27 protein-coding genes are annotated in these 26481 nt (G+C 60.0%); 14 read left to right on the forward strand and 13 right to left on the reverse strand.

From position 1 onward, the window contains the following. Positions 1-498, forward strand: a complete 498-nt coding sequence (locus ASTEX_RS02965; protein ID WP_013478122.1) for a DUF4262 domain-containing protein — start codon at positions 1-3, stop codon at positions 496-498. 101 nt (positions 499-599) lie between these two features. Then, positions 600-1070, forward strand: a complete 471-nt coding sequence (locus tag ASTEX_RS02970) for a DUF4282 domain-containing protein (protein ID WP_013478123.1) — start codon at positions 600-602, stop codon at positions 1068-1070. A gap of 1 nt (position 1071) precedes the next feature. Here ASTEX_RS02970 and ASTEX_RS02975 read toward each other — a convergent pair whose 3' ends face one another. From ASTEX_RS02975 to fliI, 3 genes are read right to left on the reverse strand one after another with little or no spacing between them, the layout of a single operon-like run. Beyond that, positions 1072-2136 (reverse strand): endo-1,4-beta-xylanase, encoded by a 1065-nt coding sequence (locus ASTEX_RS02975; RefSeq protein ID WP_245532523.1) that lies wholly within the window; start codon positions 2134-2136, stop codon positions 1072-1074. Between the two features lie 19 nt (positions 2137-2155). Further along, positions 2156-2569: a flagellar export protein FliJ gene (locus ASTEX_RS02980; RefSeq protein WP_013478125.1), complete on the reverse strand. Its 414-nt coding sequence runs from the start codon at positions 2567-2569 to the stop codon at positions 2156-2158. 12 nt (positions 2570-2581) lie between these two features. Beyond that, positions 2582-3913 carry a flagellar protein export ATPase FliI gene (gene fliI, locus ASTEX_RS02985; protein ID WP_041658785.1) on the reverse strand — a complete coding sequence of 444 codons (1332 nt, stop codon included), beginning with the start codon at positions 3911-3913 and terminating at the stop codon, positions 2582-2584. 98 nt (positions 3914-4011) lie between these two features. On the opposite strand from fliI, the gene ASTEX_RS02990 reads away from it, so the two are divergent. The 4 genes from ASTEX_RS02990 (at position 4012) to ctrA (ending at position 8903) form a co-directional block, all read left to right on the forward strand. After that, a complete protein-coding gene (locus ASTEX_RS02990; protein ID WP_049781590.1) occupies positions 4012-4371 on the forward strand; it encodes a DNA/RNA helicase domain-containing protein in 360 nt (119 codons plus the stop codon). A gap of 31 nt (positions 4372-4402) precedes the next feature. Further along, entirely contained in the window at positions 4403-5818 is a 1416-nt protein-coding gene (locus ASTEX_RS02995; protein ID WP_013478127.1) for a rhamnogalacturonidase, read from the forward strand. 161 nt (positions 5819-5979) lie between these two features. After that, a complete protein-coding gene (locus ASTEX_RS03000; RefSeq protein WP_013478128.1) occupies positions 5980-7818 on the forward strand; it encodes an SGNH/GDSL hydrolase family protein in 1839 nt (612 codons plus the stop codon). Between the two features lie 383 nt (positions 7819-8201). Continuing rightward, the gene (gene ctrA, locus ASTEX_RS03005; protein ID WP_013478129.1) at positions 8202-8903 is read left to right on the forward strand and encodes a response regulator transcription factor CtrA; all 702 of its coding nucleotides are present in this window, start codon (positions 8202-8204) and stop codon (positions 8901-8903) included. A gap of 78 nt (positions 8904-8981) precedes the next feature. On the opposite strand, the gene ASTEX_RS03010 is transcribed toward ctrA, so the two are convergent. Continuing rightward, positions 8982-9344: an MliC family protein gene (locus ASTEX_RS03010; RefSeq protein WP_013478130.1), complete on the reverse strand. Its 363-nt coding sequence runs from the start codon at positions 9342-9344 to the stop codon at positions 8982-8984. A gap of 212 nt (positions 9345-9556) precedes the next feature. Between ASTEX_RS03010 and ASTEX_RS03015 the strand changes: the two genes are divergently transcribed. Together ASTEX_RS03015 and ASTEX_RS03020 are read left to right on the forward strand one after the other, a co-directional pair. Next, entirely contained in the window at positions 9557-10069 is a 513-nt protein-coding gene (locus ASTEX_RS03015; protein ID WP_013478131.1) for an arsenate reductase/protein-tyrosine-phosphatase family protein, read from the forward strand. Positions 10070-10234: 165 nt separating this feature from the next. Beyond that, on the forward strand, positions 10235-10576 hold the full coding sequence (locus ASTEX_RS03020; protein WP_049781677.1) for an ArsR/SmtB family transcription factor: 342 nt from the start codon (positions 10235-10237) through the stop codon (positions 10574-10576). 151 nt (positions 10577-10727) lie between these two features. Here ASTEX_RS03020 and ASTEX_RS03025 read toward each other — a convergent pair whose 3' ends face one another. The 6 genes from ASTEX_RS03025 to chpT form a co-directional block, all read right to left on the reverse strand. Further along, entirely contained in the window at positions 10728-11570 is an 843-nt protein-coding gene (locus ASTEX_RS03025) for a CheR family methyltransferase (RefSeq protein WP_013478133.1), read from the reverse strand. Then, on the reverse strand, positions 11567-12793 hold the full coding sequence (locus tag ASTEX_RS03030) for a protein-glutamate methylesterase/protein-glutamine glutaminase (protein ID WP_013478134.1): 1227 nt from the start codon (positions 12791-12793) through the stop codon (positions 11567-11569). Before ASTEX_RS03030 ends, ASTEX_RS03025 begins: the two co-directional genes overlap by 4 nt. Positions 12794-12807: 14 nt before the next feature. Further along, positions 12808-13173 (reverse strand): response regulator, encoded by a 366-nt coding sequence (locus ASTEX_RS03035; protein ID WP_013478135.1) that lies wholly within the window; start codon positions 13171-13173, stop codon positions 12808-12810. Positions 13174-13248: 75 nt separating this feature from the next. Continuing rightward, on the reverse strand, positions 13249-13692 hold the full coding sequence (locus ASTEX_RS03040) for a chemotaxis protein CheW (protein ID WP_013478136.1): 444 nt from the start codon (positions 13690-13692) through the stop codon (positions 13249-13251). 8 nt (positions 13693-13700) lie between these two features. Continuing rightward, positions 13701-16097, reverse strand: a complete 2397-nt coding sequence (locus tag ASTEX_RS03045; protein WP_041658480.1) for a chemotaxis protein CheA — start codon at positions 16095-16097, stop codon at positions 13701-13703. 126 nt (positions 16098-16223) lie between these two features. Continuing rightward, complete coding sequence (chpT, locus tag ASTEX_RS03050; protein WP_013478138.1) at positions 16224-16928, reverse strand: histidine phosphotransferase ChpT; 705 nt, start codon at positions 16926-16928, stop codon at positions 16224-16226. A gap of 267 nt (positions 16929-17195) precedes the next feature. Between chpT and cysK the strand changes: the two genes are divergently transcribed. From cysK to ASTEX_RS03075, 5 genes are all read left to right on the forward strand, one after another. Beyond that, positions 17196-18182, forward strand: a complete 987-nt coding sequence (gene cysK, locus ASTEX_RS03055; protein WP_013478139.1) for a cysteine synthase A — start codon at positions 17196-17198, stop codon at positions 18180-18182. 131 nt (positions 18183-18313) lie between these two features. Then, a complete protein-coding gene (locus ASTEX_RS03060; protein ID WP_013478140.1) occupies positions 18314-19588 on the forward strand; it encodes a DUF2336 domain-containing protein in 1275 nt (424 codons plus the stop codon). A gap of 436 nt (positions 19589-20024) precedes the next feature. Further along, positions 20025-20531: a motility/cell cycle regulatory protein MopJ gene (gene mopJ / locus ASTEX_RS03065; protein ID WP_013478141.1), complete on the forward strand. Its 507-nt coding sequence runs from the start codon at positions 20025-20027 to the stop codon at positions 20529-20531. Between the two features lie 225 nt (positions 20532-20756). Further along, positions 20757-21134 (forward strand): helix-turn-helix domain-containing protein, encoded by a 378-nt coding sequence (locus tag ASTEX_RS03070; RefSeq protein ID WP_013478142.1) that lies wholly within the window; start codon positions 20757-20759, stop codon positions 21132-21134. A 379-nt stretch (positions 21135-21513) separates the two neighbouring features. Beyond that, entirely contained in the window at positions 21514-21885 is a 372-nt protein-coding gene (locus tag ASTEX_RS03075) for a hypothetical protein (protein WP_013478143.1), read from the forward strand. Between the two features lie 254 nt (positions 21886-22139). Here the strand turns inward: ASTEX_RS03075 and ASTEX_RS03080 are convergent, their stop codons facing one another. Beyond that, complete coding sequence (locus ASTEX_RS03080) at positions 22140-22553, reverse strand: SufE family protein (protein ID WP_041658482.1); 414 nt, start codon at positions 22551-22553, stop codon at positions 22140-22142. Between the two features lie 45 nt (positions 22554-22598). Next, positions 22599-23342, reverse strand: a complete 744-nt coding sequence (locus tag ASTEX_RS03085; RefSeq protein ID WP_013478145.1) for a sensor histidine kinase — start codon at positions 23340-23342, stop codon at positions 22599-22601. Between the two features lie 185 nt (positions 23343-23527). Between ASTEX_RS03085 and ASTEX_RS03090 the strand changes: the two genes are divergently transcribed. Next, positions 23528-25324 carry a sensor histidine kinase gene (locus tag ASTEX_RS03090; protein WP_013478146.1) on the forward strand — a complete coding sequence of 599 codons (1797 nt, stop codon included), beginning with the start codon at positions 23528-23530 and terminating at the stop codon, positions 25322-25324. Between the two features lie 165 nt (positions 25325-25489). On the opposite strand, the gene ASTEX_RS03095 is transcribed toward ASTEX_RS03090, so the two are convergent. Continuing rightward, positions 25490-26419, reverse strand: coding sequence for a hypothetical protein (locus tag ASTEX_RS03095; RefSeq protein WP_144004597.1), 930 nt, complete (start codon positions 26417-26419; stop codon positions 25490-25492). Between the last annotated feature and the right edge of the window lie 62 nt (positions 26420-26481).

Raw genomic sequence — 26481 nt, forward strand, 5'->3', positions numbered from 1 at the left:
ATGACGAATGCACTCGATAGGGATGATGAGCATTTCAGTGACTACGAACGTAAGATCGTTCGTTGCGTGCGTGAACATGGCTGGTTCGCGACAAGTGTGTCAGCGGACGAGGAAGGTCCGGATTTCACCTATTCTATTGGGTTTGAAGCCACGGTTTCGCAACCTGAAATCATCATGTTCTCTATCAAGCACGGGCATGATTTTCTTGGCGATATCTACAGCCTTATGAAGAACGGAAGAACCTTAGAATTGGGCATCAGGGTTCCCGAAATTTTGCGAAATCTCGATGTTGTTTTCCTTCCGGTTGATAAGCGGTTTTATGCTGAATACCCCTTATCTGCCCGTTGGTTTTACGGACATGAGAATTTTGCCCTTTGGCAAATGGTATGGCCGGATCATAACGGGCTGTTTCCATGGCAGGATGGCTTTGCACCTGAGTTCGCGGAGTCTCAACCTGACCTGAGTTTTGGCAATTGGGGTGGCTTGAAAGCGGCATAGTTTGGCTCTTATGCCTTTAGCGATTCTCCGCTATCACTTGACAGAGGCGGCCGTTTTCCGGCTTTAGAACCAAGGCGCTTCAGCGTTTCAAAGGAACCAACATGGGCGTTATCAAAAAAGCCTTCGGCAGCACAAAGCCGAAAGACATCGTCGTCGATTTGATGACCTTTGACCGCCTGCTGACCAAGCCGGTCATCCATATCATCTACTGGGCCGGTCTGGCGCTTGTGGCGCTGGGCCTGTTTGCCGTGGTCGGTGGCGCGGTCGGCATCGCCATGCGCGAAGAAATGCCGTGGGGGATTTTTCTGGCCGTGCCGTTCCTGATCGGCGGGCTCCTTTTCCTCCTCGCGGCGCTGCTGCTGTGGCGGTCCTTTTGTGAGTTTTACGTCGCCATCTTCCGGATCGCCGATGACCTCCGCGCCTTGCGCGCGGTGACCGAAGGCGTAAAGCCGGTGGTGGCGGAGCCCGCCGCCAATCCAGTGTTTACGGCCCCTGTCGAGGCCCCGGCCGCCGAAACGGTCGAAGGTGATGTGCTGGAAAATCCGTTCTTCGTCGCCAAAAAGGCGGACTGAGCTACAGCGCCTTAACGAAGGCCTGACCGACGGGTTTCAACTGCCCCGCATCATCGAACAAGAGTGGCTCGTCGGCGATCAGCCCTTTGTCCTTGCGATTATACCACGAGTCCTTGTCGCGCAGGCCCCAAACGGTCAAGCCGAACTGTTGAGCAGTGGGCAGGGCCGCATAGGCTTCGGCGGCCTCTTCATAAAGGGCGCGCTGGGCGTCGCGGTAATTGCGAAAATCGAGCGCGTTTTTCGCCGCTTCTTTCAGGCTGATGTCGAGCTCTGACAGATGGATTTTCAGGCCCGTTGCCGCCAGATCACGCAGGGTTTCGCGGATTGCGCCTCTGGGCAGATCAGCGGCGATATGGGTTTGCGTGCCCAGAACCTGCAGGGGCACGCCGCGTTTCAGCATCCCCTCGACCAGAGCGAGGAAGCGTTTGCGCTTGGCCGGATAGTATTCGAGATTGTAGTCGTTGAGGATCAGCGGGCAGGCGGGGTCGGCTTCATGCGCGGCCTGATAGGCGATATCGATGTAGTCGTCGCCCAAAACCTCGCGCCACAGGCAGTCGCGCAGGTCCGAACCGTCGTCGAGGATTGGTTCATTGACCACGTCCCAGCCATCGACATAGCCGATGTAGTGGGCCATCACGTCGCGGATATAGGCGCGATAGGCGGCCTCGAACGCCTGGCGTTGGCTTTTCAGCTTCTGGAAATAGTCGCCGTCCTGCGCGTACCAGATCAGGGTGTGCCCCAGAACGGACTGACCATAGTTTCGGGCCTGCTGCACGATGCGGTCGGGCGCATCAAAGCGCAGGCTGCCGTCGGGCTGGAGGATGTATTCCATCTTCATCTCCCATTCCGGCGTGATGCGGTCGAAATGGGTGGCGATCATGGCGGCCCATTGCGGGTCGCCCATCTGCGCGGTCATCGCGCAGACGCCGAGCGGAAACGGCACGTGCGATTTCAGAGGCGCGATGGCACCGGTGGCCGCTTCGCCGCGCCCGCAGGCGCTGAGCAGGGCGGCGCCCATAGCGGCCAGAGCCGTTCGACGGGGAAGGGCCTGGGATTTCGACGTCACCTGTCCCCCCGCGATAGTGTTAACCGGCAAAGCGCAAACGCAGGGCGGCTTCGTCCATAGCCGCGCTTTCGCGCTTCAGTTCAGCGGCCATCTTCGACAGCCGGGTCGTTTCGGCGACGTGCTCAAACTTTTTTAGTTCTTCAAAGGCCCCGTTCAGCGAGTCGCGGATACCGGCTTCTTCGTGCGCGATCAGCTCCAGCTCAGAGACGCACTGTTCGCGGCGTTGAGTCCAGCCTCTTTTATAGGCGGTCAGGTCGAAGCTGAAGGCGGGTTCCTGCGCGGCGCGGGCGATTTCAAGCGCCAGTTCGGCATCAAGCGTCGAAATTTTCATTTCGACATGCGTGCGGCGGGTGGCGACCTCGGCCAGACGTTTCTGCAGCGTCTCCACCTCGAAAGTCGAAATACGGATCAGAGACTTTACCCACGAGGCCATCACGCTACTCCCTTATTGAGAGCTGAGAATCTGGCCCAAAAGGGTAAAGGAGTCGTCAAGACTTGTGGCCTCATCGGGGCTTTGCGACAGAAATTGTTCGATGCTGGGGTTGAGCTGAATCGCCCGATCGACCAGCGGATCGGCGCCTGTGCGATAGGCCCCGATGCGGATCAGTTCTTCCATGTTCGTATAGGCCGACATGACGGCACGGGCATTGCGCACCACCTCACGTTCGGCGAGCGTCTGGCACCCTGGCATGGTGCGGCTGATGCTTTTTAGCACGTCGATGGCCGGGAAGCGGCCGCGCTCAGCAATCGAACGGCTCATAACGATGTGGCCGTCAAGGATACCGCGCACGGCATCGGCAATCGGCTCATTGTGGTCATCGCCATCGACCAGAACGGTGAACAGCCCGGTGATGGGGCCGGTTTGCGTCCCGTCGGGCAGCAGCGGGCCGGGGCCAGCGCGCTCCAGCAGCTTGGGCAATTCGGCGAAGCAGGTAGGGGTATAGCCCTTGGTCGTCGGCGGCTCTCCGGTGGCCAGACCGATCTCGCGCTGGGCCATGGCAAAGCGCGTTACAGAGTCCATCAGACACAGGACCTCAAGCCCCTGATCGCGCAGAAACTCTGACAGGGCCAGCGTCATATAGGCGGCCTGACGGCGTTTCAGCGCGGGCTCATCGGAGGTGGCGACGACGACGATGGCGCGGGAAATGCCAGCTTCGCCCAACGTCTCTTCGACAAATTCACGCACTTCGCGGCCGCGTTCGCCGATCAGCCCGACCACGACCGCGTCACAGGCCGCTTCGCGCGCCAGCATGGACAAAAGCACCGACTTGCCGACGCCGGAACCGGCGAACACCCCCAGACGCTGCCCGCGGCAGCAGGTGGTAAAGACGTTCATCGCCCGCACACCGAGGTCAAGGCGCTCCCCCACCCGCGCCCGCGAATGGGCAGGCGGCGGTGCGGCTTTCAGCGGATAACCAATGCCGCCCTTGGGCAGGGGGCCCAGCCCGTCGATGGGATCACCAAAGGCATCAATAATCCGCCCCAGCCAGGCGGTCGAAGGATAGACCTTCGCCCCTTCGTTGGAGATGCGGATTTCTGCACCGGGCGCCACGCCTTCGACCGGGCCGAAGGGCATCATCAGGGCGCGGTCTTCGCGGAAGCCGACGACTTCGACGGGCAGGGGGGTGTCGTGCCGGCGCATGATCTCGCAGCGCGAGCCGACCTCCATGAACGACATGCCGCCCTTGGCTTCGATCAGCAAGCCATTGACCACAGCCACACGGCCATAGACCTGCATCGGGTCGATATTGCGAGCGGTATGGAGAAGGTCCTGCATGGCCACGATTATGGTGAACGGGGCCTTAAGAAAGGTTAACGGATTGCCGGTTTTCAATAGTCAGAAGACCTGGCAGGTTGGCTTCTTAAGGGGAACAGATGCGCGCCTATTATACTGCCGACCGGGAGAAATTCTTCAGCGATTCCGATGATCAGATCCTCGGTGAACTGGCACGCGCCAATCCCTTTGCGTTTGATCTGGAACAAAGGGCGCGTGGCTTCAACGGCTGGCAGCACTACAAATTCGCCGGCACCAAATGGCGCCATGTAAACGATGCCTATGCGCAGCTTTATCTGAAGAACGCCTATCGGGTTATTCTCACCCGCGTGCGGCAAGGCATGGTTGTCTTCGTGCCCAAGGGGGATGCCGATGATCCGACCCGTCCCCCCGGATTCTATGATGCGATTTGGCAGTTTCTGATAGACTGCGGCTTGCCGGCGCTGGCGGTATCGGGTTAGCTCCGCCGCAGGTTCCGGAAGGTCGTCACATATGCTGTCTGTCAAAAATTTCGGTGCCACGGGCACTGGGGAGGCGCTGGATACCGCTGCCATTCAGGCGGCCATTGAGGCGGCGGCGGAGACTGGCGGTGTGGTGCGGTTTCCGGCCGGGCGGTATCTCAGTTTTTCACTGCATCTTAAATCGGGCGTGACCCTGCATCTGGACAAAGGTGCGGTGCTGATCGCCGCCGATCCGGTCCGGCATGGCGGGCAATACGATCTGCCCGAAGACAACCCGTTTGACCTCTATCAGGATTTTGGCCATTCGCATTGGCGCAACAGCCTGATCTGGGCCGAAGGGGCCGAGCGCATTGCGATCACCGGCGAAGGCATGATCGACGGCGAAGGCCTGACCCGCGAAGGGCCGGGATCGCAATGGAAAAAGCAGGCGGGTGAATTTCCGCTGTCGATGCGCGGTCTGTCGGCCGAGGTGATGGCCGAACTGGCCCCCGAGATGTCGGCCATGCAGGGGCTGGGCAACAAGGCCATTGCGCTGAAAACCTGCCGCCATGTGACGCTGAAAGACTTCACGATAAAGAATGGCGGGCATTTCGCCCTGCTAGCCACCGGGGTCGAGGATATGGAGATCGACTCCTTAAGCCTCGATACCAACCGCGATGGGCTCGATATCGACGCCTGCTGTCGCGTGACCATCCGTCGTTGCCGCGTCAACACGCCCAATGACGATGCCATTGTTCTGAAATCGAGCTTTGCCCTGGGCGAGACGCGGTCTTGCGAGGACATCATCATCGAAGACTGCACCGTGTCGGGTTATGACTTAGGCACACTGCTCGATGGCACCTATGGCCGCACGCAGGACCGCGCCCCGGATCAGGACCGCGTCACCGGCCGCATCAAGATCGGCACCGAATCCAATGGTGATTTCCGCCGCATCCGAATCCGCAACTGCCGCTTTGAGCGCTCGCGCGGACTGGCTTTGGAGACGGTCGATGGGGGCGTCATCGAGGATGTGGTGTGCGAAGATCTCAGCCTGAGCGAGATCACCACCGCGCCTATCTTCTTTCGCGTCGGAGCGCGCCTGCGCGGGCCGGAAGGCACCACAGTCGGCGCCATCCGCGACGTGACCCTGCGCAACCTGACGGCCACGGACATCCTGCCCGACTACTGCGCCCTGATCATGGGCCTGCCCGAAAGCCCCATTCAGAACGTCACACTCGAAAACGTCGCCCTGACCTATCGCGGCGGCTTGAACCCGACGGTAGTCGCGCCTTTTGTCGATGATCTGCCGGGCGCCTATCCGGAGCCGTCCATGTTTGGGGTAACGCCTGCCTGGGGGCTATGGGCGCGGCACGTCGAAGGGCTCGAGCTAACGGGGCTGGAGATGGCGACGCAAACCCCGGATGCGCGGCCACAGACCCTTTATCATGGCGTCTCGCTTAAGCGATAATTTTTCGCATATGCAAAATTATACAGAAAATTCCGTGTGTTAATTTTGTGACGATTGCCGCCAAAACGTCACAAATTGACGGTGCGTCACACTTGTCATTCCTACCAAACGGGCATTCCCTCCTGTGTATAACATAAACCCCGTACAGGGCGGACCCACACATGAAACACACCAGCCTTATCGCGCTGACCTCCCTCCTTGCCTTGTCGGCAGGGGCGGCCTCGGCCCAGACTTATGATCGCGTCATTACCTTTGGTGACTCGCTGAGCGATTCCGGCAATCTCTACGCCGTGACAGGCGGGACGCAGCCGCCGGCGCCGTATAATCGTCGCTTCACCAATGACAAGGTATGGGTCGAATATCTGATCGGGACGATGAACGGCTATACGACGGCCGGAGTGCCGACGGGCAATGTCAATTTCGCCTTTGGCGGGGCGCGCACCGATGCGCAGGCCAATCCGCCGGGCACAGCTGTGCAGCTTCAGGCCTATCAAGCGCGCGGCGGCACCTTTGGGGCGCGCGACGTTGTTACAATGTGGGCTGGGGCCAACAACCTCTTTCAGGGCCTGCCGGTCGCGGCAACTAACCCCGCCACGGCGACGGGTGTAATGGGCAGCCTCGCCTCTTCGGCGGCTGGCGATATCGCGTCTCAGGTCAATACGATCGCCGGCGCAGGGGCGGGTACGGTGCTGGTGCTGAACCTACCCGATCTCAACAATACGCCACAGTTCAAAGGCACCGCAGCGCAGGATCTGGCCGGGTTCTCCAGTTCGTCCTTTAATTCTGCGCTGAACACGGCCGTGAAGACCGTCGCCGCTAGCCGTCCCACCACCAATATTGTGCAGGTGGACATCAATACGGCGTTCAAGCTGATTATCGCCAATCCGTCGGCCTTCGGGCTCAGCGACGTGACCTCAAGCTGTGTGGCGACCACGGCCTGCGTCACCGGCGGGGCTTCGGTTCAGAATAATTACCTGTTCTGGGATGGGGTGCACCCGACCGCTGCCGGGCATAGGCTCGTGGCCGCCGTCGCCACGCAATACCTCTATACACCGACCCTTTCCGAGGGGGTGAGCCTGTTTGCCGATGTGTCTTATGCGGCACGGCGCAATGCCATGCTGGGCTTCAATCATCGTCTCTATGAAGGTCAGAAGGGCGTCTTTGTCGAAGTGATCGGCGATCAGGCGCAATCGGAACGCACGGTTAACCTGCAATCGGCCCCAGGTGCGACGGCGGCGGGTTTGAAGACCAAGGCTTATGATTACGACCTGACGGGGCTGCGCTTCGGCACGGTGTTCGGACATGGCGAAGCCGCCACCTTTGGCGCGGGTGTGACCCTGCTGAAGGGCGATGCTACGGGCTATCTTTTGACCGCCAAGCCGACGCTGATCAGCTTCGATGCCGGGGCCAAGTGGGATAAGGGGCCGCACTTCGTCACCCTGGGTCTGGGCATGGGCTATGAGGAGTTTGAGGACTATCGCCGTCAGACGACGCTGGCCGCTGTCACCATCCAGCAGGAAAAGGTTCAGGGGTGGTCAGCCTCTGCGCAGGTCGAAACCGGTTGGCGGCACGATATGGGGACGCTGTCCCTGACGCCGGTGGCGCGCCTGTCGTGGGTCAGCGGCCATATGCGCGGCTTTGACGAAAACTATACCGTAGGCGCCGTCAGCTTTGACGGGCGCAAGGTTTCGGCCCTGTCCGGAGCACTAGAGCTGCGAGCGCAGGCACGCTTGAGCGACAAGACGCGTCTGACGGGTTCGCTAGGCTATGAAGACGTGCTGAGCGGTGAGACAGACCCGCTGAAAGGCCAGTTGATCAATAACACCGCCCTGCCGTTCAGCCGCGAGATGGGCGAACGCCCCACGGAAGGTGTCATAGCCGGGGTCGGCCTAACGACCGAGGTGATGGGCTTTGGCGTGACAGCGCGCTATGCGGGCAGCTTCGGCAAGGATGACCACAAGACTCAGTCCGCCCTGATCGCCCTGACCAGGGCCTTCTAAGCCAATTTTATAAAATACCTGATCATCTGATACGGAGGCTTCCGGCAGGAGGCCTCCGTTTTCCTTTGCCGGGGAAGGTCTTTTCGGATTCAAGCGGGGGAAAAAATCTTGAAAATCAGAAGTGTAAGGGCATCCCTTGCCGCATTTCGCCCTGACTGTGTGCGAAAAAAGACTCTTTCTTAAAAAAGAATGAAAAAAGACCTGGGGAAAAGCCACCCTCTTGACTCGCGACTCTTGTCAGCGATTCGCAAATCAGCGTACCCCTTTTTGAGATTTTGTTAGGCTTAACTAATCTTAAGGGATTTGCAGGCTAGCCTCCAATTCTCACCAACGGGGGCGTTTGCGCCTTCACCTTTGTGTTTGCCTTAGCCGGGAGGGGCTACATGCGCGTACTGCTGATTGAAGACGACAGCGCGACTGCTCAAAGCATTGAGCTGATGCTGAAATCCGAAGGGTTCAATGTCTATACGACGGACCTGGGCGAAGAAGGCGTGGATCTGGGTAAGATCTACGACTACGACCTGATCCTGCTCGACCTGTCGCTGCCTGACATGTCTGGCCTCGAAGTGCTGCGTCAACTGCGCGTCGGCAAGGTCAATACGCCGGTCATGATCCTTTCAGGCACCTCCGAAATCGAAACCAAGGTCAAAACGCTCGGCGGCGGTGCCGACGACTATATGACCAAGCCGTTTCACAAGGACGAGCTGATCGCCCGCATTCATGCGGTGGTGCGTCGCTCCAAGGGCCACGCCCAGTCGGTCATCAAGACGGGCGACATCATCGTCAATCTCGACGCCAAGACGGTCGAAGTCGCGGGCAACCGCGTGCACTTGACCGGCAAGGAATATGAGATGCTGGAGCTTCTCTCACTGCGTAAGGGCACGACGCTCACCAAGGAGATGTTCCTGAACCATCTCTATGGCGGCATGGACGAGCCGGAACTTAAGATCATCGACGTCTTCATCTGCAAGCTGCGCAAGAAGCTGGCCGTGGCGAACGATGGTAACTCTTATATCGAAACCGTCTGGGGCCGTGGCTATGTGCTGCGCGACCCGCAAGAGCAGGGCGGCATTGTCGCCGCCTAACCTTTACGGTTCAAGACTGTAAAAAACGCCTGCCGTCCTCTCGCGGCAGGCGTTTTTGTGTTTTGATGCCCGTCGGATCTAATCCGTTACGCATTGGGTTGGCATCTTCTTGCCGACGGTCCAAGTCGCGTCACGGCCCTTGCCGCGGAAATCGTGCTTGCCCGACGAATACCAGATACCTGAGGCCGCAACCTGCTGCGGCAGGTGAAGTCTCGTACCGTCTTTCAACGTTACGGTTGCCGCCTTTTCGCTAAAGGCGATACGGAAAGTCGTCCCGTCCTGGCAGGTATAAAGCACGCCGGTCGGGGCTTCCACGACGGGCGGCGGAGGCGGGGGAGGCGGGGGTGGCGCGGCCATGCCGCTATCGGTCGGGGTGGTCACGCAGGCCGCCAGGTTCAGGGCGAGCGCGCAAAGAGCGACGATAGACAGGCTGCGACGCATAGGGTCCTCCACATTTCTCCGCGGTAGCATAGCCCGTTTCCGGGGCTTGCGAAATAAGCTCACGATAAGGTTTACCGGCTCTTTTTGTCAGGACTTTCTTTACCGTGTCTGTAAACCGCAAACTCATGAAGCTTTGATAACGTGGTTTCGGGAAGGGCGTTTTCCTCCCACCTGCAGACGGCCGCCGGGGTGTGGGGCCGGGGAGAGCCTAAATGTTTCACCGTCCGATCCATGTTCTGTTCCTGGCCGAGCGCAATTCCTCACGTTCCATTCTGGCCGAAGCGCTGCTCAACCGTCTGGGGGCCGGGCGCTTTGAGGCCTATTCCGCGGGTGTGACCCCGGCCGTAGCCATTAGCCCCTATGCCATCGCACTTTTGCACCGCATCAACTACAATATTCAGACCCTGGTGCCCAAGGGGATCGAAGCCTTTGGGGCGCCAGATGCCCCGGAACTCGACTTCGTTTTCCGTCTGTCGCACCACTTGCCGCAAGGCCGCCTGCCGCAATTCAAGGGCAATCCGCGCCTGATCGACTGGTTCCTGCCCGATCCGGAAGACGTCATGGGCTCCCCGGCCATGATCGCCACCGCCTATGCCGATCTGTTTGGCGCCCTTTGCTCGCGAATCGAAACGCTGAGCCAGATGAGTCCGACCTTTCTGGCGGGCGAAGCCGCGCCTGATCGACTGGAGCGCATGGGCGAAGCCTATATCCGCCTGGCCGCATAACAGCTGTTTTCTTTGTTTCTCCCTGACCTTCGGGGCGGTTGCCATCGGCGACCGCCCTTTCTTTATGCGTTCCTTACGTTCGATGGCTGAAAAAGCTGGCCAATTCGTTTGCAAATTCCCGCGCCGGGGGTTTTTACCCACATCTCTTTCATGTATGGTTTTCGCATGGAAATGGATGATGCCGTCGTTGCCTTGTTCGCCCTTGCCCATCCGGGCCGGTTGGAAGCCTTTCGCACTATTGTGCGCGCAGGTCCGTCCGGTATGCCCGCCGGTGAGATTGCCCGCGCGATCAAGGCCCCTGCCAATACCACCTCGACCCACCTCAGCATTCTGACCGGAGCGGGCCTGCTTAAAGCTTACCGTAGCGGTCGCTCGATCATTTATAGCGCGGAGCTGACGCATTTGTCGGGGCTGGCCGACTACCTGCTGAATGATTGCGCGCAGGGCAAGCCTGAGGCGTGGAGCCAGTTGACTGTCCCGGAGCCCGCTACCAAAAAGACGGCCTGATCGTCATCAAGACTTTCGAAAAGTGCGCAAGGGTTTTGGCCTAGGCCAGCTCCGCTTCGGACTGAAATGCGGGTTTTCACAAAACATAACAGGCAACAAAAAACCCCGCAGGTCTTACTGCGGGGTTTTTCATGTCGAAAACGGTTCGAACTCAGCTGCCGAACTTGCGTAGGGGCTGGGCGCCTACGGCCTGATTTTTGATATAAAGGCCGCGCATCCCCGCCATGGGCTTGAAGACATCAGTGATCCCCAGCACGGTTTCCGCCGCCCCAAGGAAGAGGTATCCGTCATCGGCCAACAGGGTGGCCATCTGTTCCAGCACGCGCTTCTTGGTTTCGATATCGAAATAGATCAGCACGTTACGGCAATAGATCACGTCCTGACGACCGACGGAGCGCAGATCGTCGAGCAGGTTGAGCTTTTTGTAGCGGACGGCCTGACGGATCTTAGGCGAGATGCGCCACATTTCGTCGATCTTCTCGAAATGCTTGACCATCATCTGGATGGGCAGGCCGCGTTGCACTTCAAACTGCGTGTAGAGGCCGGCCTGCGCCTTTTCGAGGCAGCGTTCGGAAATGTCGGTGGCCAGTATGTCGAGATTGACGCGCGGAAACTGGGCGCGCGATTCTTCCATCATCATAGCCAGGGAATAGGGCTCCTGACCGGTCGAACACGCGGCGCACCAAATCTTGATGTCGCCACTGCGGGCCTTGGCGAGCGCCGGCAGGACGTCGGATTTGAACTGATCAAACGGCGTCTTGTCGCGGAAGAAAAAGGTCTCGTTCGTCGTCATCGCGTCGGTGACGGTATAGATCAGCTTCTCGTCGCGTTTGGTGCGAAGGGCCGTCAGCAGGGCGGCGACATTAGCATAGCCTTCGCGGCGCGCCACGGGGGCCAGACGACTTTCGATCAGATAGGTCTTGTCCGAGCCGAGGATCAGTCCGGAGCGTTGCTTCAATAGGGCGGCAAGGTGTTCGGTATCTTCCGGGGTCATATTATTCTCTCACCTTTGGCGATGGCCCGGCACGTCTGCGCCAGACCGTCGATGGGTTTTATAAATTCGGCCAGGCCGGCTTCGGCGACGGCACCGGGCATCCCCCAGACGACCGACGACTTTTCGTCTTGCACCATGACGGTGGCATTCACATCAACCAGAGCCCGCGCGCCGTCACGGCCATCGTGGCCCATGCCGGTCAGAACGACGGCAACGACGTTCTTGCCGTACAGTTCTGCGCCTGATTTAAACAGCGGATCGACCGCCGGACGGCACCAGTTGACGGGGGGCGACTGATCGAGGCGAAGCGAAGGCTGACCAGGTGTGCCTTTCAGCGTCATGTGGAAATCGCCCGGCGCAATATAGATATGGCTGCCCTTCAGGCTCATACCGTCCTGCGCTTCGACCACGGTCTGTGGGAGGGCTTTGTCGAGGTGTTCGGCGAGAATTGTGGTAAAGGTCGAGGGCATGTGCTGAACGATCAGCACTGGGATGCGCCAGTCCGGACCAAGACCTGCGAGGAAGTTGCGCAGCGCCGGGGGGCCGCCCGTAGAGGCGCCGACCAGAAGGATGTCGCAACGGCGCGGGCCGGTCATGGTGCGCACGCGCGGTGCGGCGGCGACGTGGCCGTTCGGCGTTGCCGGTGCCGGAGCGGGTGCCGGAGTTCCTACCGGACGGTCGATGCGGCGGATCGGTGCGACGATACCGGGGGTGGGGGTATTAAGGTTAACCGGGGCGCTTGGGCCCGTAGTTGACGCACCGGCAGCCGCGGCATTTGGCCAGGCGCGCGTGCGACCACACAGGGCGCGTACCTTGGTCAGTAGCTCGCTTTTGAAGCCGTCTGCCCCGCCGATACGGGCGGAGTCGGGCTTGGGCACATAGTCGGCCGCGCCCAGTTCAAGGGCGCGGATGGTGACCGAGGCCCCTCGCGTCGTCAGGGTCGACGCCATCAGGATCTTCAGGCCCGGCTTGGCCGCCAGCATCTTGGGCAGGGCTTCGAGGCCATTCATGTTCGGCATCTCGATATCAAGGATCAGCACATCGGGCTGAAGCTCCTTGAGTTTGTCGATGCCTTTCTGACCGTCCGTGGCGGAGCCGACGAGAACCATGTCGCTTTCCGCTTCGATCCAGCGGGTAACAAGGCCGCGCACGACCGCCGAGTCATCAACGATCATCACCCGCAGAGGGCGCAGCGATACCGAGGGATTGGGGTTAAGCGACATACGCTGGGAATACCTTAGATAAGCCCGACTTCGGTGAACTTGGCTTCGAGGATTTCGCCGTCGAAGGGTTTCATGATGTATTCCGAAGCGCCTTCAGTCAGGGCCTCGGTGATGTGGGCCAGATCGTTTTCAGTGGTGCAGAAGACCACGACGGGGTCTGTACCACCCTCTTCCTTACGCAACTGACGCAGGAAGGTGATGCCGTCCATGACCGGCATGTTCCAGTCGAGCAGGATGGCGTTGGGCATAGACGACTTGCAGTAGTTAAGGGCTTCGAGGCCGTCATTGGCCTCGGCCACTTCAAACTGGAGGTTTTCCAGAATGCGACGCGCCACCTTGCGGATAACGCGGCTGTCATCGACGACGAGGCAGGTTTTCATATCGCTTTTTCCTGAGCCCGAAAGCGCAATCCGAAAAGTGGGCACCGCTTTTCGGAGTCAATCGCGCACCCTACTTTAGGCAGCCTTGAGATGGGCGGCGTCCAGAAGGGTGTGCGGATCCAGAACTATCAGAAGTTCCTTTTCCAATTGATAAACGCCGACGATAATTTCGGCCCAGCGCGGCGGAAGGTTGCCCGGCGGGGCGTGGAATTTTTCGTCGTCCAGCTTCAGCACCTCATCGACCGAGTCGATGACAAGCCCGTAGGAATCGCCATGCACTTCGAGACCGATGGCCAGCGGTTCCGGCGCATCGGCCGGACGCGGCGACAGGCCCAGACGGCGACGGGCGCAGACGGCTGTGACGATGCGGCCGCGCAGGTTGAGCACGCCGGCGATTTCGGTGCGCGACAGCGGTACGGGCGTCAGGCCGCGCGGATGGAAGACATCATGGACGCGGGCGGCATCGACGCCAAACAGCTGGCCACCGACACGCAGGGTCACGTAATCACGGATACTCATAATGAACCTCAGGCAGCTTCGGTGATAAGGTCTTGGGCGGGTTGACGGCGGGCGTGCTCAGCCAGACCGCGCAGCAGGTAGTGATCAACGTCGAGAATTTCGCAAGCGCGACCCGTGATAACGGCGGTGCCGCGCACGCCCGGACGATCCGGCGACAGTTCAATATTGAGGAAGTCCTCGACCACATCGACGATCTCGTCGACGGCCAGAGCCATGGCATAGCCCTCGCCGGTGAAGACCAGCAGCGGCTGGATGTCCTGCTCCTTAAAGCCGTAGGCATCGGCGACGTTGAGGATCGGCATCAGCTTGCCACGGTATTGCAGCGCGGCGCGGCCATCCATACGCTCGATTTTTTCGGCTTCGATGTGTTCGAGGCGCGTGATGTGCTCCAGTTCGACCGCCTTTGGGGCCCCGCCACCGGCGCGGAACAAAAGCATGGCCACCTTTTGGCCTTGTGCGCTTTCGGCGACGGCGTCTTCGGCCGACTCTTCGACCTTTTCTTCCAACATGTTGCCAGCGCGCTCGGACAGAGCGTTAGGATCAAGGATCAGCACCACCGAGCCGTCACCCAGAATGGTTGCGCCGGAGAAGATGTCCACATCGCGTAGGATGGAGGCCAGCGGCTTGACGACGATTTCTTCTGTATCCAGAACGTCATTGACGACCAGACCGTAGCGGCGCTCACCGACCTGAATGACCATGACGAAGGTGGCGTTTTCTTCGGTGGCCGCTTCCAGTTGCAGTGTCGGCCCAAGCTGGACCAGCGGTAAGAGCTTGTCGCGCAGACGCAGGACAAGGGCGTCGTTGATCTTTTCAATCTTGTGCTCGGCATTAGTGCCGGTGCGGACCAGTTCCATGACCGATGTCTGCGGCACGGCGAACTTCTGACCACCTGCACCGACGATCAGGGCCGAAACAATGGCAAGCGTCAGCGGGATCTTGATGGTAAAGGTCGTGCCCTGCCCGGCGATCGAGTTGAGGTCGATCTGACCGCCGATCTGCTCGATATTCGTGCGCACGACGTCCATGCCGACGCCGCGACCGGATAAGTTGGTGACCTTGGCCGCCGTCGAGAAGCCCGGCGCGAAGATATACCGGTGAATCTGCTGATCGTTCATGCCGTCCACTTCGGCACGCGTTGCCAGACCCTTTTCGACGATCTTTTCACGGATGCGCGCAGTGTTCAGGCCGCGACCATTGTCCGAAATGCGGATGACGATGTAGCCCCCTTCATGGAAGGCCGCCAGTTTCACCTGGCCATTGGCGGGCTTGCCCAGCGCAATACGTTCTTCGGTGGGTTCCAGGCCGTGGTCGGCCGAGTTGCGCACCATGTGGGTCAGCGGGTCACGGATCAGTTCGAGAACCTGACGGTCCAGTTCCGTACCTTCGCCTTCCATTATCAGGTCGATCTTCTTACCCAGTTCGTGCGACAGGTCGCGCACCAGACGGGGCAGTTTTTTCCACGCCGCGCCGATCGGCTGCATGCGGGTCTTCATCACGCTGTCTTGCAATTCGCCGGTCAGGGTCGAAAGGCGTTGCAGCGGCGTTGCAAAAGCGGAGTCTTCGCGGTTACGCGAAATCTGAAGAAGCTGGTTGCGGGTCAGAACCATTTCCGACACCAACGTCATCAGGCCTTCCAGCACATCGACCGACACGCGGATGGATTGGGTGGTGGCGATGCCGCCGTTTTCATCACCAAGTGCAGCCGCCAGCGCACCGGACGCCGCCTCAACCGGCTCGGCCTTCGGTGCCGGCGCGGCAGGTGCCTCGATCTTCGGTTCTGGTTTCGGTTCCGCCTTGGGAGCTTCGACCCTGATTTCGGCTACGGGCTCTGGTTCCGGATCGCTCATCCAGTCGGGGGCTTCGGCGGCGAGGAAGGCGGCTTCCAGTTCGTCGAGCGAGACTTCGCCCGGGCGCAGTGGACGCTCCAGCTCCGGCTTGACTTCGGCGATGACGACTTCGGGGATATCGGCGTTGATGGGGCGGTCGGGGACCTGAACGGGCTGCACGGTTTCGATGGCCACTTCGCGACCTTCGGCCATTGCCTCCAGCTGAGAAATCAGGTCTTCATCATCGCCGTCGGGCTCATTACCCGTTTGCTCTAAACCGTTGAGAATCAGCTTGATGCGGTCGATGGAGTGAAGAACCAGCGTAACCGCCGTCGGCGTTACCTCGAGCTTGCCATCGCGGAAGCGACCCAGCAGAGTTTCACCCGCATGGGCCACAGCTTCAAGTCGGCCGAGCCCTAGGAAGCCGCAGGTGCCTTTGATGGTGTGCACCAGCCGGAAAATGTTATCAAGCGTCTTTCGTTCGTTGGGGTTGGCCTCGAACTTGACCAGTTCACTATCGACCACCTCAAGGCTTTCGGCCGTCTCGGTCAGGAATTCCGCAATAAGATCGTCCACTTTACACCCCGTCAGAACACTATGGCCGACCCTGTAATGAGGGCGTGGGTCGGACCTTTGACCGCCCATCATCAGATGGTTTGGTTAAAGGAGTGTTTGCAGAAAGCGCTGGAAACGTGAACTTTGTTATTTTTTTGGTAGAACGATCTTAATCCCGAGTGAATCAGGATCCAGAGTGACCCGAAGCGTGCCCCCGGCTTCCTGCACGACGCTGTGCAGCCAGAAGGGTTGTATCCATTGCCCGCTCAGGCCGTCCGACAGGGGCTGACCGTTCAGGCCCTCAACCGCTTCGGGTTTCAGGCGTGCGCGCGGGCCATTGGATTGCGCCGTCAAAGTGATGGCCTCATCGGTCTCTTCGCGACGAAGGGTCGCCGTGCCGCCGGTGGGCAAGGCATTACCGGCAATGTAGCCGAGATTCATCAGGGCACGCGCCGCCGGCTTTTCAAACACGACCTCATCGGCCACGTCGAAATCGAGCGTGGCACGCATGGTCGAAAAGACGTCAGACAGGATCTTGTTCAGCTCTTTGGCCGAAAAGGCTTCGGCTGAGGTCGCCGCGCCGAACGCCACACGGGCAAAGTGGACCAGCGTAACCAGCTTGGTCGCCGAGGCCTGGATCAGGTTGACCGCATCGTCGCGCATATCCTGCGCCGACGGGTCGCTTAGCAGGTCGAGGCCGGAGATGATGGCTCCGGTAGGCGAAATGAAATCGTGGCACAGTTTAGCCACTAGTTGCGTCGCCAGTTCGTGCGGATTGGGCAGGGGTGCGACCTTTGCCTGAGCTTCGGTTTCGGAACCCTGTTCAGGTGTCGCCAGCGAAAGGTCATCCATGGTCTTTAAAGTCTCTGCGTTGGGATCGGGGTAGGTAGTTTAGTTCTGATCGCGCCATGTGTGAGGTGATTTGCCTTATCAGGAAACACCCTTGCGGCTATAATCCGTAAAATTCGCATGACGAATGGCGGTGCGACCTCGCGCCTCTGGTCAGGCGATCCCATCTTCTGTAGGGCTGGACAATTTAGATTACGTGCCTGCTCATTGCGCCGGTCAGCCCATGCGGGACGCCACGCCTCATCTCTAAAACCGTTCTGGAGGTTTTTCATGCCCGATACGCAACCACAATCGACGGCCCCGCGTTATGCCCGCAAAGGCCGCGGCAAGGTGTTTGAATCCATTCTCGACACGATCGGCGATACGCCGCTGGTCAAGTTGCCGCGTCTGTCGGCCGAATACGGGGCGAAGGCCACGGTTTTGGCCAAGCTGGAGTTCTTCAACCCGCTGGCCTCGGTCAAGGACCGTATCGGCGTGGCCATGATCGAAGCGCTGGAAGCGACGGGTCAACTGAAGCCCGGTGGCGTCATCATCGAGCCGACCTCAGGCAATACCGGCATCGCTCTCGCTTTTGTCGCCGCACAAAAGGGCTACGAACTGATCCTCGTCATGCCAGAGTCCATGTCGCTGGAACGCCGCAAGATGCTGGCGCTGCTTGGAGCGCGCCTGGAGCTGACCCCTGCCGAAAAGGGGATGCGCGGGGCCGTCAACCGCGCGCAGGAACTGGTCGCCGCCACGCCGGGCGCCGTCATGCCGCAGCAGTTCGAAAACGCAGCCAACCCGCAAATCCACCGTATTTCGACAGCCGAGGAAATCTGGAACGATACTGACGGCGCGGTCGATGTGCTGATTTCAGGCGTCGGCACGGGCGGCTCGATCACCGGCATCGGTCAGGTGCTGAAAGAAAAGAAGGCTTCGGTTGAGGTTGTCGCGATTGAGCCCGAAGCCTCGCCGGTCCTGTCGGGCGGTGAGCCAGGACCGCACAAGATTCAGGGCATCGGCGCAGGTTTTGTGCCGGGCATTCTGGACAAAGGTGTTATCGACAAGGTCGAGAAAGTGTCAAACGATGACGCGTTCGCCACCGCGCGACAAGCGGCGCAACTCGAAGGTCTGCCCGTCGGCATTTCATCGGGCGCGGCGCTAAAGGCGGCCTTCCGACTGGCGGCGCAGGACGCCTATGCGGGCAAGACCATCGTGGTCATCATCCCGTCATTTGCCGAACGTTACCTTTCGACCGCTCTGTTTGATGGTCTCTAGGTTCAAGTTCATCCCCTGATCTGGCGTCGCCGAAATTCGATGACGCGGCAAAATAATCCCCCGGAGGCATCCGCTTTCGGGGGATTGTCCTTTTAGCCTCTTTTAATATCTCGCTAGGCATAGTGCCGGCTATGAGTACGTCCCCTGATCCGGAAGCCTTAGGCCCAGAAGACGAAATGTCCGTTGATGACGGCCTGATCGTTGGCGGTGCGCATGCCGATAAGGCCGCCGAACAGGTCTTTCCGGCGCGTCAGACCCTGCTGAAACGGCTTGCCGATGTGGTCTGTTTGCCTGAAACGCGGGTCAATGCTTTTGAGCGCGCGGTTACCGCGGACCTGCTGGTCGAAATGCTGCGCGAAGCGCAAAAGGGCGAGCGTCTGCGCGTGGCGCGTCGCCTCAGCAAGCTGAGCGAAGTCCCGCATACGCTGGTACGCCTGCTGATTACCGATGAGCCCGAGGTCGCCCGCTTTCTGATCGAGGATTGCGATTCGCTGGCTGAAACCGATCTTCTCTATTGCATTCGCCGCGGTACACCTACCCACTGTCGCCTTCTGGCGACGCGTAAATATATCGGGCCTGTAGTGGCCGAAGCTCTGACCGACACCGGCGATATTGCTACGGTCGAACAGTTATTAAAGAACCGCACCTCCACCCTGTCGCAGGGCGCGATCGAGGCGGCCGTGTCGCTCAGTCAGGACGCACCGCGACTGGTACCGCATCTGATCCGGCGGCTGGAACTGCGCCCCAGTTCAGCCTATGTGATGTTCTGGTGGGCCGATGCCGATGTGCGTCGCGTCATCCTGAGCCGCTTTGCCGTCAACCGCGAAGTCATGCAGGATTCCGCCGGCGATGTGTTCGCTATGGCCGCCAAGGAGGGGTGGAGCGATCCGCTGGCGCGTAAGGCGTTGCAATTTATCGAGCGTCGTCAGCGCAACCGAGAGGCTCTGAAAAAAAGCCCGTTCGCCAGTCTGGAAGCCGCCATTGCCGAGGCCGCGCGTAGCGGTATGACGCGGCACACGGCCGAGGAAATCTCTTATCTGTCCGGTATTAAGCCCTCGACCGGGGCCAAAATCCTACGCGATGGCGGCGGCGAGGCGCTGGCCGTTCTGTGCAAGGCGACCGGGCTGAAAAAGGCCGATCTGCGCAACCTGTGGCGGGCTCTGCGCCGTCCTGGGCAGAAGGACGGGGAGGTGCACCCTGACCTTGAGCGCGTACTGGTGGTCTATGACACCCTGGCCGTTGATCGCGCCCAGACGGTGCTGCGCTACTGGAACTGGTCTCTGTCTTCGGCCCTTACACCGATGATGATCCGCGCCCTGTCGCAAGGGGAGTCGATGGAGATAGACGTCTTATCGGTACCGCAACGGGCCGCCATGCTGGCCTTTGCGCAGGATCTGAAGCGGTAAAGCGCTCGCAAAAGTGTGCGAGGGTTTTCGCAAGCATATACGCGACCAGGCAAAAGGTTGAAGCGGTATTTCGACCCAATCTGAACGAAATCCGGTCTAACAGGCGAAACGGGCTGGCAATAAATATAGAGTCGCCTCGCGCGACCCGTCGCGCAAGACTCGGCAAAGTACCAAACCGCTCAAGGAATGAGATTTTGTGCCTTTATTGGCATTGTAAACAGATAAGAGCGGCATTTTGTCCCAAACCGCCCAGCGTGATGAGAACAAAAGGAGTCTAAATCATGTGGGCCCCATCCCAATGCCCGCATCTGTGGATAGGCGGCGGTCTTAACCGGGCTTAAATCTCTGGTTAACCCTTTTTTGCTTGCCAAGGAATCACTGATTAAGAGAAGGTGAAGATCAGTGATTCGTATACGGGGCAAGGTTTCAGGCGATTATGACGGGCATGGCAGCGGAAATGCTGAGCGCTTTGCGCATGCATGAAGAGGTCTTCCGTTACTGGAAGAGCCTGCGCCGCTCCGGACGCCTACCGTCGCGCGCTGATATCGATCCGTGCAGTGTACGCAAGCTGCTACCAACCATTTCCCTGATTGACGTGCTGGCCGCCGATCCGGCCAATGAACCGGAGCGGTTCCGTCAGCGGCTGGCGGGCACCGACCTCTACACAGCCTACGGCATGGAGATCACGGGCAAGTCGTTCACAGACATCTATGGCGCGGATGAAGCGCGCTACTGGGCCGAAGAGCTCACCTTCGTTGTGCGCACGCGCAAACCCGGTGTCGGTCTGCATTCCATGGCGTGGCGCGGTTCGAAATCGCTGAGCCTGTTCTGGCTGCGTCTGCCGCTGGCCTCGGACGGGGTCAATGTCGATATGATTCTGGGCCATGATGCCCTGATCGGCCAGCCGGAACTGACTGGCCCCAGCGGTATCCGCGCCGCCTGATGTTTCTGTCATAATGATTTTGACTTTGGCGCAGGCGACAAATCACCCTGGCGCGCAGAGGGTTGTGCCATGGGCGGCTGGACATCTATCCCCCCACCTCAGACTAAAAAATAGGCATAGCTACCCAAATGTTCACTTGAAATAGGAAAACTATCCTCTCAATATCCGCGCCGCTTAACATGAGAACAAATTGGCAACATGCGAGTCTCGTGAAAGGGGATAGCTATGAAACGAAGGGTGCAGACAGAGGCGGAAATCGCCGCCGACGCGCGGGCGGACCTGTCGCAGGCCAACTATGTGATGGGGCTGGTGTCGGTGGTGACCGGGGTGCCGCTTAGCGATATGCGCGCCTTAGACCGCAAAGATGCGCGCACATCGCGTGCCCGGCAGCTGTGCATGTATCTGATCTCGGTGGCCTGGCAATGGCCGCTCCACCGTATCGGGGCGGCCTTCGGACGTGACCGCACGACGGTTGGCCACGCTTGCCGCCGCATCGAGGATTTGCGGGACAACCGCCTGTTGGACGAGCAGATAGAGCGGCTGGAGGCTTGCCTGCTCGACATGCCCTCAGGCCTGGCTCTGCCGCGTAGGAAGGCTGCCTGAAGCGCGTTGCACCTGACCGTGGCTGGCCGTCGCCGTGCCGCGGCCAGTAACCTTCCGTTCTACGATCTTCGAGGGGCGTCGCCGCCGTAAAAGGCGGCTTTGGCGCCGGGTGACTGGCCGGGCCGGTGCGTTATTAGGTGGGTCGAGAAGGTTGGCGTTTATCGTGGGCGCCCCGTGGTCTGCAAGCATAGACGCAGTCTTTACTCGACTGTCTGGTTGTCATCCCATGTGCGGTTGCCCCATTCTTGTCCCACAATGAAACGAAAATACCGAAAACTACAGCATATTTAATACACTGTTAACAAAAACCGCCGTTACCCGATTGACCTTCATAACGCCTGCGCAGAGGATATATCGACAGCTCGGGAAAGGACACATTATGTCTGAAGACAAGGCCAACCCCACCATTGTGACTCCGCTCAAAAACCCTCCGCGTAACACGTTGGAAAAGCCATTGCGCCATGTCGTGTCGAACGAAGAGCTGGATGCCTTGTGCGATGTGCGGCGTGAATACGTGACAGAATACGTCTGGGGCGCGGTCGGCGTGGCCATCGGCTCTGTGCCCGGCACAGTGGCCTTGCTATATGGCTATCTGACCTCTGGCACCGCCTATGGCTTCCGCCCGGAAGGACTCATTCAGTTCGGTCTGTTCTGCGCCGCCGTGTCGGTCATCGGCAGTATGGGCATGATCGCCAAGCGCCGCGCCAGCCGCCTGCGCGATATCGAAGCTGACATCCGTATGCGGGCCTAACCGTCTCAGGCCTTTTCTACGGAGCGAGCGGTGGTCTCAGAGTGCTAAAACAAGGTGCTGCGACTGACAGCAATGTCTGGGGCGCTCGGCGTGGTTTAACCGATCGGTTGCGTGCAAAAGAAACAGAAGACACGGGTTCGCGGTCGGCCGCCTGCTCAGCTTACAAAGCAACTCAAAGCCTGCCGTGATGATCCTCACCGAGAAGGGGGAGTAACGGTGCAGGGATAAGTAAACGCGGAAGCAACCTCCCTGGATCAGGCCGCCGCCTGCTTCAGGCGCTCGACCATCGAAATCAGGCCATTGGTGCGCTGTGACGACAGGGCCTCATCCAGCCCCAGACGGGTCAGGGTTTCGCGGATCGAAAAGTTGCGCACCTCGGCGCGCGGTAGGCCGTTTAGCAGTCGCACCAGAATGGCGATCAGCCCCTTGACGATATGAGCGTCGGAATCGCCGCGGAAGCGCAAAATTCCGTCGCCGGTTTCATCCATCATCAGCCACACTTGTGAGGCGCAACCGCGCACGCGCGTCACCTCGTTGCGCTCGGCTTCGCTCAGCGGCACCAGCGTCTTCCCCAGGTCGATGATATAGCGATAGCGGTCTTCCCAGTCATCGAAAAGGTCAAATTCTTCGAGAAGGTCGCTCAGGCGGGCGTCGAATGTATCGGTCATGGCGTCGCTATAGCGCGTTAGCCGGTTGCGATTCAAACCGAAAACTCACCGTCGTTTCAGGCGCACGGTGGCTTTGAGGCCGTTGCTTGGGTCTGATTGTACCGAAAAGCCACCGCCCATGGCTTCTGAGGCCAGTTTGACGATCGACCAGCCGAGCCCAGCGCCTTCGCGGCTGCGGTTATAGTCGCCGGCCCCCTGCTCGAACGGCCGCATCAGGCGCGGAATCTCGGCGGGGTCTGGGGCCTTGCCTGGATTGAAGATGGCGATATCGACAAAGTCGCCGTCCGGTCGGGCGGTAATTTCGACATCGCGGCCTTCGGGTGTGAAGTCGATGGCATTGCTGATCAGGTGATCGAGACACAAGCCAAGGCCGCGCGGGTCGAAGCGCCCGCTGAGTTCGGCGTCGGTCAGGCCGGGCAGGATATTGACGCCGCGGGCCTTGGCGCAGGCGGCATGACGGCGCGCCGCGTCATGGATATGCGGCGGAATGGTTTCGATTTCCGGGCGCAGCAAGCCGGGCTCGCTCTCCAGCCGCACCAGTTCCAGCACATCATTGAAAAGGCTAAGTAATTTCTTACCGCTGTCGCGGATAATGCCGGCATATTCGGTATATTGCGGCGCGCCGAGCGGCCCGTAGAGTTCATGTGTCAGCACCTCGGCGAAGCCGATTATCGAGTTGAGCGGGGTGCGCAGTTCGTGGCTCACCATCCGCATAAAGGCACGCTTGCCGAAGTCGCTTTCCGGAAGGGAGCAGGCAGACGGGGTGAGGGCCGCCGATTGTTTGTCCATAAGCGTGCGCCGCAAGAGTAAGGGGAGGAATTAAACTTTGGGATGAATCGTACAGTTAACGTCTTAAGCAGAGGTTTCCGGGGCGAAAGACGACTTTTCTTTGACCTTTTCTCGCTTTGCGGGGGATAGCCTTTCTCTTTTGGCGGCAGTTGGTTAGGATGGCGCGTGTAGTCAAGAGTTAACACGTGCCGCTGAAATCCTATCTTCAGGAACTGAGATCACCCAACGGGGCTATGGCCACGCCGCGCAGTCGTGTGCGGCTCGGGGTCATTGGGTGGCATCTCGGCTGGTCGGCGGTGAGTCTGGCCTCGATGATCTATCTGATCTTTCTGCCGGCCTCGGTCAATGTGTTGGCGGCGTTGGCGGCGGCGGCCCTGCCGGGTGTGTGCAGCGTCTTCCTGCTCAGCCGGGATGATTTCCGCACGCGGCAGATGCTGGTGTGGGTGTGGGCCCTGGCCTGTCTTGCGGCGCTCGGTCTTACTGGGGGTGTGCTGGGGCCGCTGGCACCCTGGGTGGCCGCGCCGATGGCGGCGGCCGTGGCGCTCAATCAGCGGCGGCTGATCCTTCTTGGGGCGGCACTGTCGGTGGCCGTGACCTTGTTTGCCATCCTGTTTTCGCTGATGCGGCTGTTTCCCCTGCCGGATATTGTCGAAAGCTTCTGGCTGTCTTCGGTGGCGGTGATCACGCTGGTCACGGGTCTCGGCCTGTCGTTGCTGCCGGCGCTGCGCATGCGTACCGAGGCGGTGCGCGGCGTCGAACACGACCGCATCCGTTTTCTGACCCTACTCAGCGAACAGCCGCATCTGATCATTGTCGTCGATGGCGAGGGCCGCCTGCTGTCGGCCTATGGCGAGACGCCGCCGGGGCTCGATATGGCGCTTCTGATGAAGCACGGCCTGATCACCTGCGCCCACGTTCCTCATCGACTGGGCCTGATGCAGGCGCTTGAGGCGGCGCAAGACACCGGTCGCGCCGAAGCTGGTTTCATGCCGCACGCCGCACTGGATCACTTCATTCGCCTCAACCTGCGGCGCGGCGCGGATGGCAAGCTCTATGGCGTCCTGTCCGACGCCTCGTTGCAACACGCGCGCGAGGACGAGTTGGAGACAGCACGTCAGGAAGCGCAAGCGCTCAATGAGGGCAAGTCGCGTTTTCTGGCCGGAATGAGCCACGAACTGCGTACGCCGCTCAACGCCGTCATCGGCTTTTCAGACATCATGCGTCAGCAAATGTTCGGCCCGCTGACCGGCAAATACGCCGAATATTCGCAATTGATCTGGGAGTCGGGGCAGCATGTACTCGATCTGGTCAATGACGTGCTCGACATGTCGAAGATCGAGGCCAGCCGCTATGAGCTATCGCTGGAACGTTTCGACGCGCGCGAACCGGTATCGGCTGCGCTGCGTCTGATACTTGCCACGGCGCATGAAAAAGGCGTGACGGTGAAGTCGGTCCTGCCGCCAACGCCGCTTGAGGTCACCGCTGACAAGCGCGCCATCAAGCAGATGTGCCTTAACCTTCTATCTAATGCCGTGAAATTTACGCCGCAGGGCGGCACGATCACCCTAATGCTCAGCGAAACGGGTCAGCACAGTATCGACATCCAGATCACGGACACCGGCGTCGGCATCGCCCCCGAAGACCTAAAGCGGCTGGGCAAGCCCTATGAGCAATCCGGGCCGATGGAACAGCGCGCGATGGGAACGGGGCTGGGCCTGTCGCTAGTGCAGGCCCTGGCGGGGCTGCACCGCGGGCGTATGACGATCGAGAGCGAACTGGGTGTCGGCACGAGCGTGAGCGTGTTGCTGCCGGTGGTGGTCAATTCCGATCAGCCGGAACTGCCGCTCAGCCCGCCGGGCGCATCGGAGAATGAAATGCGGGTGGCTCTTTCCACAGAAACGCCCAAGCCGTTGGAAGACCGCCTCTACATGCCGCCCGACCTGACCGGCAGCGACTTTGTGATCCGCCCAGCGAAGTCGTGAGGGATTACACCTGCCTGCACGACCTGCGGGGCGAGGTGGTAGGTATCTTCAATGGGTTGAAAAAGACGTATTCCAAGGTAGGTTAGTCAGAACGCCCACCACATCTTACTCGCTTCGCCAGCTCGTGCGGTCCCCACGGTAAACAAATTGGGGCGGTATGAGGGTTTACTTCACCCCATAGGGCGAAGGTAGGGTAGCGAAGACCAGCCCCGGCACGAAATCCCCGGCTTCGAAGCGCGCATACTGCGTGCCGCTGTTGAAGTCGAAGGCCACCACAATGTCTTCGCGCGGGTCGAGCTTTCCGATGGCGACCGTGGCGCTCATCGGAAAATCAAAGCGCAGGGTGTCGCGTTTTTCGGCGTGACCGGCGAATTTTCCATCCACTGTAAAACCGGCCAGATTGACGCGTGGCGCGTTCGTCAGAGCGATCTGTGTGGTGCGACGGCCGGAGGCACTGAAGCTCAGATCAGACGGGCCAATGCCTTTGGGCATCTGCGCCGACACGGCCAAAGCATCGCGGTTGATCAAGCCTGAACGGCGGGCCGTGTCGCGCACAATCAGTCGCGCCGCAAAGGGCGTCTCGCCCCTGAATTGGGCCATCACACTGAGCGTCTGGCCTTTCAGCGTGCCGAAGAGACCAAAGCCCATGGCCACATCGCCGGTCTGCTGATACTGCACAAGACGCCATTTCGACAGGCTCTGTTCGGTGCGGTCGGCCAGCCATTCGCTCCGCAGCCCGCGCAGCGTAAGGCGGTTTTGCGCCACAAAGCCGCGATAGGCGCCGCGCAGGGTTTCGACCTCCTTCACCAGCGCCGGGTTGTTGCAGTCGGCGCGGGCAGCTGCGGCGCGGGCGTGGTCGATCGTGGCATAGACGGCGGACGGGGCGACGCCGTGATTAAGCGCCGCATTGCGGTTTTGCAGCAGCCCGGCCTTCAACGCCAGCAGGGTGGGGCCATCGAACCAGTTACAGCGCGAATTGGCGCTGCTGATGAACTGACGACGGGTCAGGGTCTCCAAAGACACAGGCTCCGCCGCCGCCGCGGTGGCGGTCAGCATCAGAGCCAGGGCCGAAGCCAGTATTTTGTAACGGTTCACGTTCGACATCCCTTCGCGAGCCGACTATAGACGAACGTGTTTAAGTCCCCGTGAGCAAACAG

Source organism: Asticcacaulis excentricus CB 48, from assembly GCF_000175215.2.
GTDB lineage: Bacteria > Pseudomonadota > Alphaproteobacteria > Caulobacterales > Caulobacteraceae > Asticcacaulis > Asticcacaulis excentricus.

What these genes read in the sequence shown, in the direction of transcription:
- ASTEX_RS02965 (WP_013478122.1), top strand. Translation starts at nt 1, where the DNA reads ATGACGAATGCACTCGATAGGGATGATGAGCATTTCAGTGACTACGAA.
- ASTEX_RS02970 (WP_013478123.1), top strand. Translation starts at nt 600, where the DNA reads ATGGGCGTTATCAAAAAAGCCTTCGGCAGCACAAAGCCGAAAGACATC.
- ASTEX_RS02980 (WP_013478125.1), bottom strand. Translation starts at nt 2,569, where the DNA reads ATGGCCTCGTGGGTAAAGTCTCTGATCCGTATTTCGACTTTCGAGGTG.
- fliI (WP_041658785.1), bottom strand. Translation starts at nt 3,913, where the DNA reads ATGCAGGACCTTCTCCATACCGCTCGCAATATCGACCCGATGCAGGTC.
- ASTEX_RS02990 (WP_049781590.1), top strand. Translation starts at nt 4,012, where the DNA reads ATGCGCGCCTATTATACTGCCGACCGGGAGAAATTCTTCAGCGATTCC.
- ASTEX_RS02995 (WP_013478127.1), top strand. Translation starts at nt 4,403, where the DNA reads ATGCTGTCTGTCAAAAATTTCGGTGCCACGGGCACTGGGGAGGCGCTG.
- ASTEX_RS03000 (WP_013478128.1), top strand. Translation starts at nt 5,980, where the DNA reads ATGAAACACACCAGCCTTATCGCGCTGACCTCCCTCCTTGCCTTGTCG.
- ctrA (WP_013478129.1), top strand. Translation starts at nt 8,202, where the DNA reads ATGCGCGTACTGCTGATTGAAGACGACAGCGCGACTGCTCAAAGCATT.
- ASTEX_RS03010 (WP_013478130.1), bottom strand. Translation starts at nt 9,344, where the DNA reads ATGCGTCGCAGCCTGTCTATCGTCGCTCTTTGCGCGCTCGCCCTGAAC.
- ASTEX_RS03015 (WP_013478131.1), top strand. Translation starts at nt 9,557, where the DNA reads ATGTTTCACCGTCCGATCCATGTTCTGTTCCTGGCCGAGCGCAATTCC.
- ASTEX_RS03020 (WP_049781677.1), top strand. Translation starts at nt 10,235, where the DNA reads ATGGAAATGGATGATGCCGTCGTTGCCTTGTTCGCCCTTGCCCATCCG.
- ASTEX_RS03025 (WP_013478133.1), bottom strand. Translation starts at nt 11,570, where the DNA reads ATGACCCCGGAAGATACCGAACACCTTGCCGCCCTATTGAAGCAACGC.
- ASTEX_RS03030 (WP_013478134.1), bottom strand. Translation starts at nt 12,793, where the DNA reads ATGTCGCTTAACCCCAATCCCTCGGTATCGCTGCGCCCTCTGCGGGTG.
- ASTEX_RS03035 (WP_013478135.1), bottom strand. Translation starts at nt 13,173, where the DNA reads ATGAAAACCTGCCTCGTCGTCGATGACAGCCGCGTTATCCGCAAGGTG.
- ASTEX_RS03040 (WP_013478136.1), bottom strand. Translation starts at nt 13,692, where the DNA reads ATGAGTATCCGTGATTACGTGACCCTGCGTGTCGGTGGCCAGCTGTTT.
- chpT (WP_013478138.1), bottom strand. Translation starts at nt 16,928, where the DNA reads ATGGATGACCTTTCGCTGGCGACACCTGAACAGGGTTCCGAAACCGAA.
- cysK (WP_013478139.1), top strand. Translation starts at nt 17,196, where the DNA reads ATGCCCGATACGCAACCACAATCGACGGCCCCGCGTTATGCCCGCAAA.
- ASTEX_RS03060 (WP_013478140.1), top strand. Translation starts at nt 18,314, where the DNA reads ATGAGTACGTCCCCTGATCCGGAAGCCTTAGGCCCAGAAGACGAAATG.
- mopJ (WP_013478141.1), top strand. Translation starts at nt 20,025, where the DNA reads ATGACGGGCATGGCAGCGGAAATGCTGAGCGCTTTGCGCATGCATGAA.
- ASTEX_RS03070 (WP_013478142.1), top strand. Translation starts at nt 20,757, where the DNA reads ATGAAACGAAGGGTGCAGACAGAGGCGGAAATCGCCGCCGACGCGCGG.
- ASTEX_RS03075 (WP_013478143.1), top strand. Translation starts at nt 21,514, where the DNA reads ATGTCTGAAGACAAGGCCAACCCCACCATTGTGACTCCGCTCAAAAAC.
- ASTEX_RS03080 (WP_041658482.1), bottom strand. Translation starts at nt 22,553, where the DNA reads ATGACCGATACATTCGACGCCCGCCTGAGCGACCTTCTCGAAGAATTT.
- ASTEX_RS03085 (WP_013478145.1), bottom strand. Translation starts at nt 23,342, where the DNA reads ATGGACAAACAATCGGCGGCCCTCACCCCGTCTGCCTGCTCCCTTCCG.